Below are 14,934 nucleotides of genomic sequence, written 5' to 3'. Positions count from 1 at the left end.
TTCTCCTTTCAGCACATTTTATATTGAAAGCTTTTTCTTTGAAATGGAAACGATAGCATTTTCGGCCGCCATCGATAAAGCCGCCAAAAATGAAGGGATTTGCCTCTTTTTTCCTGCAGCATTTTCTGTGAATTCATGGTGATCATCCAAAATTTTGGCTACATGATGGCCAATGTATTTTTCATATTTTTTAAACTTTGAGAAAACTGAAATACCTTTTAGAATATAGCAATCTTCTATAACATAATCCTTGTTCACTACAATCATTGCCATAGCGCCGGAACTAAATTTTCGCCGATTCATGCCTGTGTACAAAAAATACCCTTCTTTACCCTTGTAACGGCTTACAATTTTGTCGACATATTTTTTATAATGTCTGACTTGTATAATTGTCGCCACATATTGAACTAGCAAAATCATGGTTAAAATGATAGCAAGCTTCAAAAAGAATCACCCCCTTTGCTCTGCACAAATGCATTTTTTAGTTAGAAAATAGATGATCTTGAAGAGATCTTAATTTCCAAACGGTTGTGGATGGATCTAGCTCAACATCATCTAATGTTAAAAATTGACCTTGTTTAATGGAACGTTTTGCAACAATGTTTCCACTGATTAAACCGATTGGGATGTGTGAATTTTTCTTCATCTCTTGATGAGTTTCAAGCACGCCTCTTACTGAGTAGCCGCCGATGCCATCAATGGCTTCTCCTGCTTGAATATCGCGCTTGGCAACAGCGACTGTTTCTGAAACTGGCGCCCCTAATGGATGAATCGATGTATCGTGTTGCAATACTGCTTTTGCAATCGTAATAGGAGTTTCTAAACTTGCTAGATGATAAGGCCGGTAAAGAACGTAATGAGGACCTTTGCCAACTTTCAAATATCTTAATTCTGCATCTACAGGTTCTAATTCGCTTTTCACAATGACAAACACGCCCGGTGCTAATCCGTTTACATATTCAACTACTCCGAATTGACTTAAAACACCGCCGTTTTCTTGTAAATTCAACTTGTCGGCAACCGTTTCCAAATTTGCTTCCACGCCGTGCATACCAACTTTATCTGGAATGAGGCCTGTAGCGTTGCTTAATAAATTCATTTCAGCCATTGTTTTTGTGCCGTCTTGGAACGCTGCAAGCATATGGGCGCTCATATGTTTTTGAGCAGCTTCTTCCTTGCATGTATCCGGATTGGCGTTTGGTATGAACGGGTTGTTTTTCCCTTTCCCAGCAACAAGCACTTCAAGACCCATTGTCTTCGCAAACTCATACAGTTCAAGCGTTGCTGCCGGTTCATCTCCCGCAGATCCTGTATAAACTAATCCGGCTGATGTAAACAAATTGTGCATAATTGATCCGATTGTTATATCTACTTCAACGTTAAGCAGCACTAAATGTTTTCTAGATCTTAATGCTTCCAGTGAAATGTTTGCACCAACTTCAGGAACCCCTGTAGCATCTACAATGACTTCTACTTCATCAGATTGAATCACTTTTCGGTAATCACTGCTGACAAGAACAGGATGTTTTTTCGTTAATTTCGATTGATAATAGCTGCTGGCTCTTTCTGCCGCTTCAATATTGACATCACAAATCCCTCTGACTTCCATGCCAGGTATGCGTGAGATTTGGGAAATCAGGCCGAATCCCATTTGCCCTGCACCAACAACACCTACTTTAATTGGCTGGCCGTCACGTTCCCGTGAAAGCAACTCTTGATAAATAGACATGTTTCCAGCTCCTTCTAGGCAATTTTTTGTCGTATGTGCATGTACCCTGTAACATTTGTTACGACTTATAGCATTTGTTAATCGTTTGTAATCCTTATTATATTCCAGATGTTTAAAAAGTCAATAAATTCTTGAAAGTATTTTTCAAACTTTTTATACTTTGAAATACATATTAAAATTTGGTTATAATGATTTAAATCGTTGAGATGTTTTATCAATTGTTGGCGTTAGAAACATTTTTATAGAAGGAAATGAATGCAGCTTTGAATAATATACTTAGTGTAGAGAAGGATTTTGGAGAATTCATCCTTCATAAAAAGAGGTGAAGAACGTGGAAATTAAAGAAATGGAAGCAACGTTATTTTGTATTCATTGCAATGAGGAACAAGATCACATCATTACTTACATTAACGATAAAATTTCAAGGATAGAATGTGCAAACTGCCATCACACAGTTGAAATAAAAATTGATTTATTAAACGAATTTTACCATGAGGTGTATGAAAAAATTGTTCATAAACCGGCTGAGATTACAGAGGAATACCGGAATGACCTCAGTAAATTTTTGCTTTCCCTTCCGATCCGGATCATAAAAAAGCCTTACAGCATTTATAAATATATGAAGCAGACACGAGATGTTTTCAAAACATTTAAAGAGAAGCAAAAACGGAAGAAATAGCTGAAGCTTCTGGAGATTTTGTTAATAATATCAAAATGAAAGCTGCGATTCTGACGGGTGAACATAAAATGAAAGTGATGAAACAAGTGTCATATAGCATTCGCAGCTTCCATCATCTCAGAAATAAAGTGTTATTGCTCACTGATCCAATTTTTATACATATAAAAATAAAAAACAGGGGCACTTCGCATCAAGTGCACCCCAATTAAAAATAGGCCGAAATAAGAAAGTAATTTTTTTAATGTTTGTTGTGCCTTCATCATTCGTGTGATTGATTATGTTACCTTACTTTATAAGGAATGATTATTAATGAAGCATATTTTTTATGTGAGACTAGTTTTTTTGTAACAGGAAGTTTTATGTTATTTATGCATCGATTAATGGCTGAAGCAGTGAGATTTAGTCTAGGTATTGAGCATACCGCCCAGGAAACCGCTGCCAATTAAATTTGCAGCTACGCCTGCCGCAAACCCCGACCCCAATGCCGGCTTATCCGCAATCGAGTAGGCCATATATGCCGCAAGAATTGGAACCATTAAAGTCCCTAATAATGTTCCGCCCAACTGTCTTAACAGCCAAAGCCATGACCCTTCTGTATCATAAACTTCCTGAAGACCAAAAGCCTGGGAGATCAATACAGCAGCTGCCAGAGTCATACCTCCAGCGACAATAACCGGAATGATGTAAGAAATTCCTGTTAAGATGGAATCCTTTATTTCAGTTTTAAAGCTTTTTTTCTCGTTTTCTTCTGTCCCATGTGAAGAGTTAACCGAACCAGCATATTCCTTTTTCTCGACATTTTCAGATTTCTCTAATGCTTGCGTGATAATCGCTTTTGCATTTTTCAGCGGTGCGGCCACAGAGGTTTTCACTTTGGGAAGATGACTGTATCTTTCTTCATTTTTTACCGCCACATCAGCCGCAAAAATAACAGCATCGGCTTTTCTTAATAACTGTGTAGTATGGCGGTCTTCAATGCCGTTCGCTCCTTGCTTTTCAACGAAAATATCAACTCCAAGCTCTTTACCTGCATTTACTAACGCCTCTGCCGCCATATAAGTATGGGCAATGCCAGCCGGACAAGCGGTAACTGCTAAAATTGTTTTATTCATTTTATTGGCTGCTTCAGCATTTTCTTCTTGAAATTGATGATCTAAATGATAAAATAACTCATAATTGGTTTTCGATTTCAATAAACGGTTTTTGTACTCTTCATTTGATAACCTTTTCACAAGTTCTGATAATAACGACAGGTGTGTTGAACCGCTTTCATTTTCAGGAATAGCAAGCAATACAACCAAAGTCACTTCATTATTTGGATCAATGCTTTCCCAGTTAATGATCGGTTTTTTTAGAGTTGCTACGGCAAATGCTGCTTCTTTTACTGCTGCCGACTTACCATGCGGAATCGCCAGTCCGCCTTCAAAGCCTGTCGGGGATAAACTCTCTCTTTCCATGACAGCCTGGTAAAAATCTTTTTCCGAATACAGCTTCCCTGCTTCATATAATTTTTTAATTAAAAAATTGATAACTTCATCTTTCGAAGCAAAGGATTGATTCGTACTAATTAAATCAGGTGATGTCGCAGATACTAATTGCATAAAATCAATCTCCTTTACTTATCAATTGCTGTAACTTTAGCCTTATCGTAGCATAAAAAAAAAGAAGAAGAGATTTCTTCTTATTTTTACACAGTTATTCTTTAATAGAGCGCTTTCATGTGTATTTATACACATCCGCACGTTTCTTTCCAGAAGTATTCTGACAAAGTACGCAAAACAATCATTGGAGATGTTTTATCAGTGACATTGTAGCCGTTCAGCAATTTCTTAGGAGCATGACAATATAGATTGACATCTGCTAATTTCTGAAGAGAATTACGATAAAAATGAGTAAGCGATATGACACAAATTGATTTCATCTTGCCTAGCTCTGCCATTTCCAACACTTGAGGAGTTTCTCCTGATAAACTAATAAGGAAAAGAATATCTCCACTTTTAAGCCGGTTGATCCCATGCCTGATTTCATGAGGATGAATAGAATAATCGGATTGTTTTCCGGCAACCTTCAAGTTTTTGACCATCATTTCACAAAAAATCACTGAATCTCCTACACCAAAAAATAAAATATTTTTTGCTTCACGTAACAACCTTGTTACAAGTTTAATCTTATCCATATCCATTAAATCAAACGTTTTTTGTACAGTTGTATATAAGCTGTTTTCTACCATATCCTGTCCTTTTAGCTCTGTATGCAATTCTTCCTTAAGACTGTTTTTAAGATGGGAATACCCATCATATCCTAGTTTTTTGCAGAGTCTTGTAATGGTATTTGGAACTGTATATAAAGACGCAGCAAGTGATTGAATAGACATCGTAACAACAAGCTTTTTATTATTCACAATATATTCGATGATTTGATCATCTGTATCATTCAACTTATATTCAAATTTTTGAGCACGCTCTTCTAAGAACATTCTGAAAATCACCTCTATAAATCTTTGCTGACACAGATCCGATTGCTCTAATTATATCAAATTTGAAGTCGATAAAAGCGTATACAATTGCTGCAAGCTATATGTTTTTTCCTAAATGAACACAAACTTTCTCATCTCTACAAAAAAATAGCAGCACAAACCATGGCCGTGGTCTGCACTACTATTGTTAGTAGGTTTTTTCAACCCTTTTGTTTATGGACTGCCGTTATCCGTTGATTGCTTTTCAGATTGTGATTTTCCGTTCGGATTGGTTGTGCCAGCTCCTTTTCCTGGACCATTATTACTGCTTGATCCACTGTCATTCCCGTTGCTATTCGAGCCGCCGTTTCCGTTATTATTTGATCCGTCAGTTCCGTTATTTCCTCCTGGTGGTTTTTGGCCATTTCCTTGGTCGCTGCCGTTGTTAGCTGGCGGTTGTGGCTGCGGCTGTTCATTGGCAGGAGGCTGATTTGGCTGCTCTATTTCTTTATTATCTTCAGGCTGCTCTTTGTTGTCCTCAGAATTTTCTTGCTGCTCTTTATCCATGTCATTTTGATTGTTCTCTTCTTTTGGCTCCTGATTTTCCTTTTCTTGTTTTTGCTCCTGTTCATTATCTTTTACTTGATCCTGTTTTTGATCCTCTTTTTTATCCTTTTCTTTTTGTTTTGGAATTGCTGGGATTGGAGTTCCCCTTACAAATAATTCAGTTCGGCCGCCAACCACTCTTTCGACGACGCTGTCCGGTTTTTCAAAATCAGGTGTTTCTATTTTTTCAGAAACGTGAGACATGATTTCTTTAAAAATAAGTCTTGAAATCTTCGCCTTCTCGTTTGTCACATACGTTTCCTGAGTCGTCTGGTCGTATCCCGTCCAAACCGCAGCCGCATAACGAGTCGTGTAGCCGACAAACCAGGCATCAGATGTTCCATCTCCTCGTATATTTTCCGGCAAGTTGGTTGTTCCTGTTTTTCCTGCTAGCGGAAGTCCTGGGATGTTCGCCAGTCGCCCTGTTCCTTCTTTCACGACGGTTTTCAACATATCGGTCATCATGTAGGCGGTATAGTCGCTCATCGCCTTCACCGGTTTGGAAGAAAGATCGATTTCTTTACCGTTTGGATACACTACTTTCCTTACCGTAAAAGGCTTATGATAAACGCCCTCATTTCCAAAAGCGGCATACGCCCCAGCCAATTGAAGCGGGGACACACCTTTATTAAAGCCTCCGATCGCATATGAAGGATAGATCTGATCGAGCGGGATTCCGAGTTTTTCCGCAAATTCTTTTGCCCGGTCTTCCCCTACCTCCAAAAATGCTTTTACAGCCGGTATATTGTAAGACCATTGTAGCGCCTTTCGCATCGATATACTGCCGCGATATTGACCGTCCCAGTTTTTGATTTCTTTGCCATGGATGGTGAGCGGCTCGTCAATGAACTGTTTATATGTAGACCATTTGAAATGTTCGATTCCCGGGCCGTAATCCAAGATCGGCTTAATCGTCGAACCTGGCTGTCTTTTCGTTTGTGTTGCGTAGTTAAAACCTCTTTGTATTTCTTGATCTGAGTTGCGGTTTCCGCCAATTGCCCTGACGGCACCAGTCTGTGTATCAAGTAGCACGACTCCTGCCCGGAACTGATCGTCTGGATAATAAATGTATTGATCAGTTGTCAGCACTTTTTCTGTAAATTTTTGAGCTTCCGGATCAAGGGTTGTATAAATTTTTAAACCGCCCGTATAGATATCCTTTTCCGATATTCCGGCATCAACAATATCTTTGATGACTTGATCGATAAACGCTTGATATTTCGGCCCTTCTTTTTTCTTCTTTAATAATTTCTCAACCGGGATCGCTTTCGCATCTTGCTCTTCTTTTTCGGTAATAAAACCATGCTTCCTCATTAACGACAATACTATATTTCTTCTTTTTTCAGCTAAATCCGGATTTTTAAATGGATCATATTCGCTCGGTCTTTGCGGCAGCCCCGCCAACAGCGCCGCTTCACTAATCGTCAGCTTTTTCACGGATTTGTTAAAATATGTTTCTGCCGCTGTCGCAACCCCATATGCTCCTTGACCGAAATACACTTTATTTAAATACATTTCAAGAATGTCTTCTTTTGAGTAGCGTCGTTCCAACTGAACAGCCAAGTAAGCTTCTTGTATTTTTCGCTTGAGCGTTTTTTCAGGCGTTAAGAATGAATTTTTGACTACCTGCTGGGTAATCGTACTTCCGCCTTCAGCGCCGAATCCTTCTTTTACATTCGCAACGGTTGCACCTGCGATTCGTTTAAAATCGATTCCATTATGCTCAAAAAACCGCACATCTTCTGTTGCGATAAACGCATTTTGTACATTTTTCGGTATATTTTCGATTTTGATGATTTTCCGATGTTCGCTTCCTGAAATATCTCGCACTTTTTCATTATACATATCATAAACGGTTGAGGATAACGGATCTTTCAGTAATTTCGGGTCTAGTGCAGGGGCGCTTATAATGTAAGACAATACCACGATACCGCCCGCAGTCATCATTACGATAATCGCAAGAATAAAGGCTGTCATGATTTTTATGAGCGGAGATTTTTTAGAAGCTGATTTCTTTTTTTGACGTTTCTCCATACGCGTCTGATATTGATCTCCCATTTCCGTCTCCTCCTAACCTGTATAGAAGGTAATCTATAAATAATACATGATTAAGATTATACGGATGTCGAGAAGATTTTTGTGGTGGAATTTGTCGGCAACAGACAATTTTTTTTACAAAAAAATTATAACACTTATTTGAACTACTCTTAAAATAAAACACTTTTTAGAATAGTACCCCTGTTTTGAAAAAGATTTGCGGACCTTCATAACATTCCTCTTCATTTAGTAAGTGTTTTATCGAACAGATCGTAATAAGTTCCTACTAAATAGAGGAAGAATCGACCTTATCTTCTCCGTAAATATCTTCGAAGTTCAAGAGTATTGCTATTAACCATAAATTGTAACAGTTTTATAGCAATGAGTTTTTTCATTATTCTTTGATGAATCGAAAGAATATTATATACTAGAAACATATTTATTTTTTTACTTAAACGCAGAAAAGCGTAAAACCTGAAAAGCGATTAAGTAAAAAAGTATGCTGCCAGTTATTCTAGTATATTTTTCATAATGGACAGAAAGGCATGAACACCATGGAAAAAGATCAAACATTAAAAAAAGGGTTATTACCTCGACATGTTCAGTTTATTGCGCTAGCAGGCATGATTGGAACAGGAATTTTTAAAGGGAGCTCAGATACATTAAATATTGCCGGCCCAAGTGTTGTAATAGCTTACTTATTAGGAGGCCTTTTATTATTTATTGTCATGACGGCACTGGCTGAGATGGCGATTGTTTATCCGAACTTAAACGTTCAGCATCTTGTTTATAAAGCTTTTGGCTTCCATATATCCTTTATTGTAGGATGGCTTTATTGGATCAATTGGATTGTTGTCACCGTTGTTGAAATTTTAGCAGCAGGAAGCTTTCTGAAATATTGGTTTCCAACCGTACCGTTATGGCTTTTAAGCCTCCTTTGTATGGTTTTAATCATTGGAATGAATTTGTTTCAAGTAAAGTACTATGGTGAAATTGAGTTTTGGTTTGCAGGAATTAAAATTTTCGCATTAATCGCTTTCATTTTATTAGGCTTTGGCATTTTGTTTGGAATTATTCCGAGCAATATTGATGATCCTTTTTCTAACTACACGGCACACGGCGGGTTCTTTCCTTATGGAATTGGAGGAATGTTAAGCGCCTTTTTAGTTGTCATGTTTTCATACGGCGGGGCTGAGTTAATCGGTGTTGCGGTCACAGAAACAAAAGATGCAGAAAAGGTTTTGCCAAAAGTCATTAAAGGAACGATGTGGAGAGTTATTCTCTTTTATATGCTTCCTATTCTTATTATTTGTGGTTTAATGCCGTGGAATCAAGTGACAGGGGAAGACAGTCCATTTGTCCAAGTATTGAGCATCACAGGTCTTCCTGGAGCCGCTCATATTATGAATTTTGTCCTTATTACTGCTGTTTTATCAGCGGCGAACTCAGGGATTTACGCAACTTCCAGAACATTATATTCCATGGCTCAAAGCGGTGAAGCGCCAAAAAGATTTTTAAAGATTTCCAAACAAGGAATACCGATCAACTGTATTACCGTTACGGCTATCTGTATTTTATTTGGGGTATTTTTAGCTTATATGACTCCAGACCGAGTCATCAGCTATTTAATGACGATACCTGGTTTTACGATTATTTTATTATGGACAAGCATTTGTCTGGCTCAGCTAAAGCTTCGTTCTCAGTATAAGGAGAAACCATATTTCCAAGTAAAATGGTTCCCATACACAACGATAGTAGCCACCGTTTCATTATTGGTCATCTTTTTCTCTTTTATCTTTAATAAGAAAAATATGATCGGTTCTACTGTTTGCCTTGTCATCTTAGCACTGCTCACCATATTTTCTTTTATGAATAAAAACAGAAAAGAAAAAAGCGATAAAAATAACAAGGATATGGTAGAAAGTCCGTAAAATAAGGACATTAAAAGACTCATTCGTAACTCTGTCAAAAAAATGCAGTGTCTTGAAAAATGCACATGATAACAAATTTTAGGGGGGAAACCTTCCCCTGTCAGACAGTCGATTATAAACGGCTTTAGCCCTTTAGAACACAGGGCTAAAGCCGTTTTTATGATAGTTTTCCCACCGGAAGACGGGAATTGGAAACATTATGATAGGTCAAGATAACAGATTATTTTTTCAACTTCTCGGAAACAAGATATGCTACGAGCACGTATCGTTCCGGCGCGGAGCCGATAAAATGAAACGGATAACATGTACTGACAGTTAACGTGGGCCTCGGTTTCGGAACGATCACGGTCCGGTCGTCTTTATCAACGATCCGAACCTTATAGATTTTATAAGTAAATTCTCCAGCTGAAGTTGTGACGATTAACTCGTCTCCTTTTCCTACTTCCCCTAGCCTACGAAACACGGTGTCGCGATGACCGGAAAGAACCGAATTGTCTGCCTCTCCTGGCAATACGCTTCCTGCAAAATGACCGACCCCTTTTTCAAGCTCTTCTTCGTTCGTTCCATGGTATATCGGAAGTACTGCATTTAGTTTTGGAATAAACAGCTCTCCTATTTGCTCCCCAATTTTAGGTCGTGTCGGATATAAAACCTTTTCTGCCTTCATATTTTTTTCTGGGGCCGGCTGTGCAGCTTCCGCCTTCTGTTTCGTTTCAGAATGGGTCATAGGCAGTAGCATTCCTTTGAAAAGTTTATAGCTATTTGCGGCTGAAAACCATAGGCCGGCTAATATAATCATTGATGCAAAGAAAAGAAGAAACAACCGCTTGTTTCGGCTGCTTCTTTTTGTAGTTTCCAGCATATTAAACCTTCCTTGCTTGCCTAAAAATTAAAAATCCCGCTAAAACAATGAACAATCCTACAATAGCATTCATGCCATAGCCGGAATCTGTTTTCGGCAATTTTGCACCTTTTACTGTTTTATGCTCATTGTCCTTTACAGCTTTTAGCTTTTTTTCTATTTTTTGCGAAACGTTTTTCTCTTGTTTCACACTTTTGGCTTCTTGAGCGCCGTGACGAATCGTTTGCCCAGTTCGATGTAACGTATCTGAATCAACGATTTCTCCGGTAATGAGGAGATCAGCCAAAAATTCTCCACTTTCACTGTATATGTTGATTTTCAATTTTGCATTGATCAATTCTTTCAAGTTAAATAGATCAAACAGCGAAAGCTCCTTTTCAGACCCATCTTTTACAAGGGAAAATGTAACTTTAATTTTAAAAATACGTTGAAAATCTTTAAAAATCGAAATTAACTCCTCGATTTGGCTCTTCGTAAGCTCTGTCGCTTCATCAAACCCTTCAAAAGCCATCATCCGATCCGCCAAGTCCAACAAAGCTATAATTGTCTCTTCTTTCATAAGATGCTCTTCAATTGATCGCAAATGGTTCTTTAACCGCTCGATTTCTTCTTTTGTCAATCCGTATTCCTGCTCAAAAACCGTTAATAAATCGTAAAGGAGCTCGTCTTCTACACCAGCATCCCATTCTTCACTTAAAAATGTTATAACATCCTCTTCCAAATCATCTAGAAAAACGTAATCCTCCAATTTTTTTCCGTGTTCTTGAAGCAGCTGGCGCAACTCCTTTTCATTTAAATCATATTCATCATAAATATAGGATAAATTGCTTAAATCCTTTTTAATAACTTCTCCTAAAAATCTTTCTAAACTTTTAACGGTTTTAAAGTCTTCCAGTTTTCTCTCATATAAACTCAAAGATCTATTAATATGGTCAATCGTCACAGGAAATCCTCTAATACTACTAATTTTCGCCAAATAGTCTTGCAAATTTTTATCAAAATTTGGATCACGCTCTATGTAAAGCATGACGGCATCATACAAATTTTCTACAAACACATACTCATCTAGATCTTCACCGTGTTCTTGAAGCAGCTGGCGTAAACTGGCTTCATTTAAATTAAATTCGTCATATATTTCGGTTAAATTGCTTAAATCTTTTTGAATGACCTCTCCTAAAAAATCACGAAGTTCTTCAACAGAATCAAAATTTTCGATCTTTTCTTCATATTGAGCTAACGAAAATTCGATATGTTCTCTTGTAACTTTGAAACCTCTTTGTTTACTTACTTCCTCTAAATATTGATTCAGTTCTTTCTCAAAAGATGCTTGTTGTGCAGCTGATGACGGCTTTGGCATCACTCCTATCCACAAAATAAAAGCTAGTAATATGAATCCCCATTTTTTCATCATAATCCTCTTTTCCTCTTTTTTTATATCTCTTGAGAAAATTATAAATAGGAATAACGAATCAATCAACAAAATTTTTACAATTTTTACAAAAATTTTTACATGCACAAAAAAAGCGACTTCTAAATTAGAAGTCGTTTTCTTCATTTTCTTCATTCAAATTTTGCAATTGCTGCAATTCTATGATTCGACTTTTATCTTTTTCAAAAAATTGAATCAGATCCCCTATTCGGTCAATAGCATCCCAGCTCAAATGGTGCTCAATTCCTTCCACGTCGCGATAGATGTTTTCTTCTTTGACGCCAATAATCCGCAAAAATTGCTCTAACAGATCATGCCGGTAGACGAGGCGTTTTCCGATTTTTTTTCCTTTCGGCGTTAAGACGAACCCTCTATATTTTTCGTAAACTAAGTAGTCATCCTTGTCGAGCTTCTGCACCATTTTTGTAACGGAAGAAGGGTGTACAGATAACGCTTCTGCTATATCCGACACTCTCGCATAGCCTTTATTTTCAATTAGCAAATATATTTGTTCAATATAGTCTTCCATACTCGGGGTTGGCATTGGTTATCCTCCATTAATATCTTCATCATACAAAGTTTACTATATAAAAGCACCATAAGACAAGCGTATGGAGGAGATCAACCGTTATGAAAGACAATTTAATAGCCGATTTTCATCCTGTCTTTTTTACAGTTTTATGCAATCGCAAATATCTCGCAATCCATCCATGTTTCGGAGAAAACAAAAAGCTTATGAAAAACACTAATCCTGTGGCAAATGCCATTGAGCCAGAAATAGAAGTGTCGACCCAAGCTGCTATATAATAGCCCGCTACAGCAGATATTACGCCAAATAATCCGCTTAATACTAGCATAATAGAAAGTCTATCTGTCCAAAGATAAGCCGAGGCAGCTGGAGTAATTAACATCGCAACGACCATAATTGCGCCGACCGCATCAAAAGAAGCAACTGTCGTGATCGATACTAAGCATAAGAATACATAATGCATGAGTAAAACAGGAATCCCTAAGCTGGCAGCAAGCGCAGGATCAAATGAAGTGATTTTCCATTCTTTATAAAAAGCGACAAGAACAAATAAAACAACAAACAAAACGAGAGCCAGCAATGCTGTAGCCTTCGGAACCTCGCCAATTAGAGGAAGTGAAATTTTATTCCAAGGTATAAAGGTGATTTCCCCCATTAAAGCATGTTGAACATCTAAATGTGCATTTCCTACAGAAGTCGCTATTAAAATAACGCCAATAGCAAACATCGTCGTAAACACAATTCCTATTGCTGCATCTTGCTGAACGTCTAAAGAATGAAGCCACTGCACTAAAAAAGCTGTCAATAGTCCTGCAAATATAGCACCAATGAGCATATGAGTTCCGCTTAATTCACGTGTAATAATAAAAGCGATGACAATTCCTAACAGAACCGTATGACTAATTGCATCAGCCATCATCGCCATTTTCCTGAGTATCAGAAATACACCTATTAAGCCGCAGGACAGCCCTACTAAAGAAGCAGTTACGATAATCCACATAGCATGATAAGTCATGGTTATTCTACCCCTTTTGTTCTTAAGGCCTTACTGGTATGAATATTCACTAATCTTTTTTGCATTTTCAATTGTAAATACTTGACCAGAATCCCTTTCTCTTTGCCAAAGAAAAGCGATAAGAAAAACAGCGCGGACGCCACAATGACGATAAAAGGTCCTGTAGGCCATCCTCTTCCCAATGCACTGATGAATGTTCCTAATGCTCCAGCCGCTCCCCCAAACAGAGCTGATATGATAATCATCCGTTGAAAAGACTGTGTCCAATAGCGGGCACTTACTGACGGGATAATCAGCAGGGCGGCAATTAAAATAACTCCTACAGCTTGAATCCCGATGACAATCGTTGTGACAAGAATCGTTGTATATAATCCGTTCATCCATTTAAGTGACAGTCCTAATCCTTTTGCAAATTCCGGATCGAAAAGATATATTTTCCATTCTTTAAATGCAATGAATACAATCAAAATAACCGCCAAAGCTAGGATTAACATTGTAGTGACATCTGATCTGACCATCGAGGCGGCCTGACCGAAAATAAAACTGTCCAAACCGCTCTGATTTCCGCCTGACGTCCGATTCACAACTGTCAGGAGCATGATTCCTAAGCCAAAAAAAATAGACAGCACCATTCCCATCGCCGTATCTGCCGAAATTCTAGTTGATGAACGTATCCATTGGATAAATGATGCTCCAATCAAAGCGCTGATGGATGCTCCAATGATCATGACAAATAAGTTTTTTTCTCCAAGTAGAAGAAAGGCGATCACAACACCGGGCAATGCTGCATGAGCTAAGGCATCGCTCATTAAGCTTTGCCGCTTCCAATAGGCTAAACAGCCCATTGTTCCTGCAGCAATCCCAAAAATCATCGTGCTAAATAACACCCATTGTGTGTTGCTATTTAATAGGATTGTGAACATGAAGACTCTCCTCTCTCAACCAGCGCAAGTCTCCTCCATAAGTTCGCGAAATATTTTCTCTAGTAAAAATTTGCTTCGTTTTTCCGTACTGAATGACGGTGCGATTTAATAAAAGAACATGGTCAAAATAATCTTCTACTGTTTGCAAATCATGGTGCACGACCATGACCGTTTTTCCTAAAGCTTTTAATTCTTTCAGCAATGTCATAATAGCGCGTTCTGTTGCTGCATCAACACCAGCCAGCGGTTCGTCCATAAAATACAAGTCGGCATTTTGCACTAATGCGCGTGCTAAAAACACACGCTGCTGTTGACCGCCAGAAAGCTGGCTTATCTGACGGTCAGCGTAATCAGCCATCCCTAATTTTTCCAAGGCCTCGAATGCTTTTTGTTTATGCAATCGGGATGGCCGCTTCAGCCATCCGATTTGCCCATATAGTCCCATAGTGACAACATCCAATGCGTTTGTTGGAAAGTCCCAATCAACCGAACCTCGCTGTGGTACATAACCGATCCTTTTTTGGACCTTGTTGAATGGCAATCCGAAAAATTTCACTGATCCCGTTAAGGAAGGGTGAAGATTTAATATTGTTTTTAAAAGCGTCGACTTTCCAGCACCGTTCGGACCGACGATTCCCACTAGCGAACCAGCCTGCACTACAAAATTCACATCGAAGAGCACTGTATTTTTTCGATAGGAAGCGGACAGATTCTCTACTTGAAGCACTGCTTCAGCCAT

13 protein-coding genes are annotated in these 14,934 nt (G+C 38.3%); 2 read left to right on the top strand and 11 right to left on the bottom strand.

Annotation, left to right across the window (positions count from 1 at the left end):
• Positions 1-18: 18 nt before the first annotated feature.
• Both RI196_RS02520 and RI196_RS02515 read right to left on the bottom strand, forming a co-directional pair.
• Positions 19-444, bottom strand: a complete 426-nt coding sequence (locus RI196_RS02520; protein WP_261308707.1) for a transcriptional regulator GutM — start codon at positions 442-444, stop codon at positions 19-21.
• Between the two features lie 37 nt (positions 445-481).
• A complete protein-coding gene (locus RI196_RS02515) occupies positions 482-1,729 on the bottom strand; it encodes an NAD(P)H-dependent oxidoreductase (protein ID WP_066246931.1) in 1,248 nt (415 codons plus the stop codon).
• Between the two features lie 331 nt (positions 1,730-2,060).
• On the opposite strand from RI196_RS02515, the gene RI196_RS02510 reads away from it, so the two are divergent.
• Positions 2,061-2,408, top strand: a complete 348-nt coding sequence (locus RI196_RS02510; RefSeq protein WP_063386339.1) for a hypothetical protein — start codon at positions 2,061-2,063, stop codon at positions 2,406-2,408.
• A gap of 404 nt (positions 2,409-2,812) precedes the next feature.
• Here the strand turns inward: RI196_RS02510 and RI196_RS02505 are convergent, their stop codons facing one another.
• The 3 genes from RI196_RS02505 to RI196_RS02495 form a co-directional block, all read right to left on the bottom strand.
• Positions 2,813-4,009, bottom strand: coding sequence for a fructose PTS transporter subunit IIA (locus RI196_RS02505; RefSeq protein WP_082829355.1), 1,197 nt, complete (start codon positions 4,007-4,009; stop codon positions 2,813-2,815).
• 125 nt (positions 4,010-4,134) lie between these two features.
• Positions 4,135-4,884 carry a MurR/RpiR family transcriptional regulator gene (locus RI196_RS02500; RefSeq protein ID WP_066246933.1) on the bottom strand — a complete coding sequence of 250 codons (750 nt, stop codon included), beginning with the start codon at positions 4,882-4,884 and terminating at the stop codon, positions 4,135-4,137.
• Between the two features lie 213 nt (positions 4,885-5,097).
• Complete coding sequence (locus RI196_RS02495; protein WP_311066837.1) at positions 5,098-7,527, bottom strand: PBP1A family penicillin-binding protein; 2,430 nt, start codon at positions 7,525-7,527, stop codon at positions 5,098-5,100.
• A 533-nt stretch (positions 7,528-8,060) separates the two neighbouring features.
• Here RI196_RS02495 and RI196_RS02490 point away from each other — a divergent pair.
• Positions 8,061-9,437 carry an amino acid permease gene (locus RI196_RS02490; protein ID WP_066246937.1) on the top strand — a complete coding sequence of 459 codons (1,377 nt, stop codon included), beginning with the start codon at positions 8,061-8,063 and terminating at the stop codon, positions 9,435-9,437.
• Between the two features lie 220 nt (positions 9,438-9,657).
• Here the strand turns inward: RI196_RS02490 and srtD are convergent, their stop codons facing one another.
• From srtD to RI196_RS02460, 6 genes are all read right to left on the bottom strand, one after another.
• Positions 9,658-10,299 carry a class D sortase, LPxTATN-specific gene (gene srtD, locus RI196_RS02485; RefSeq protein WP_311066836.1) on the bottom strand — a complete coding sequence of 214 codons (642 nt, stop codon included), beginning with the start codon at positions 10,297-10,299 and terminating at the stop codon, positions 9,658-9,660.
• Between the two features lies 1 nt (position 10,300).
• The gene (locus tag RI196_RS02480; RefSeq protein ID WP_130158068.1) at positions 10,301-11,710 is read right to left on the bottom strand and encodes a processed acidic surface protein; all 1,410 of its coding nucleotides are present in this window, start codon (positions 11,708-11,710) and stop codon (positions 10,301-10,303) included.
• A 124-nt stretch (positions 11,711-11,834) separates the two neighbouring features.
• Positions 11,835-12,272, bottom strand: a complete 438-nt coding sequence (mntR, locus tag RI196_RS02475; protein WP_063386346.1) for a transcriptional regulator MntR — start codon at positions 12,270-12,272, stop codon at positions 11,835-11,837.
• A gap of 112 nt (positions 12,273-12,384) precedes the next feature.
• On the bottom strand, positions 12,385-13,272 hold the full coding sequence (locus tag RI196_RS02470; protein WP_066246941.1) for a metal ABC transporter permease: 888 nt from the start codon (positions 13,270-13,272) through the stop codon (positions 12,385-12,387).
• 2 nt (positions 13,273-13,274) lie between these two features.
• Positions 13,275-14,195, bottom strand: coding sequence for a metal ABC transporter permease (locus tag RI196_RS02465; RefSeq protein WP_066246943.1), 921 nt, complete (start codon positions 14,193-14,195; stop codon positions 13,275-13,277).
• Positions 14,173-14,934: a metal ABC transporter ATP-binding protein gene (locus tag RI196_RS02460; RefSeq protein ID WP_063386349.1), complete on the bottom strand. Its 762-nt coding sequence runs from the start codon at positions 14,932-14,934 to the stop codon at positions 14,173-14,175. The genes RI196_RS02465 and RI196_RS02460 overlap by 23 nt, the downstream gene beginning before the upstream one ends.

The sequence above is a fragment of the Aeribacillus composti genome (assembly GCF_031760945.1).
Classification (GTDB): domain Bacteria; phylum Bacillota; class Bacilli; order Bacillales; family Aeribacillaceae; genus Aeribacillus; species Aeribacillus composti.
The sequence above is the reverse complement of the archived record's forward strand: the minus strand, read 5'-3'. Positions and strand labels throughout refer to the sequence as shown.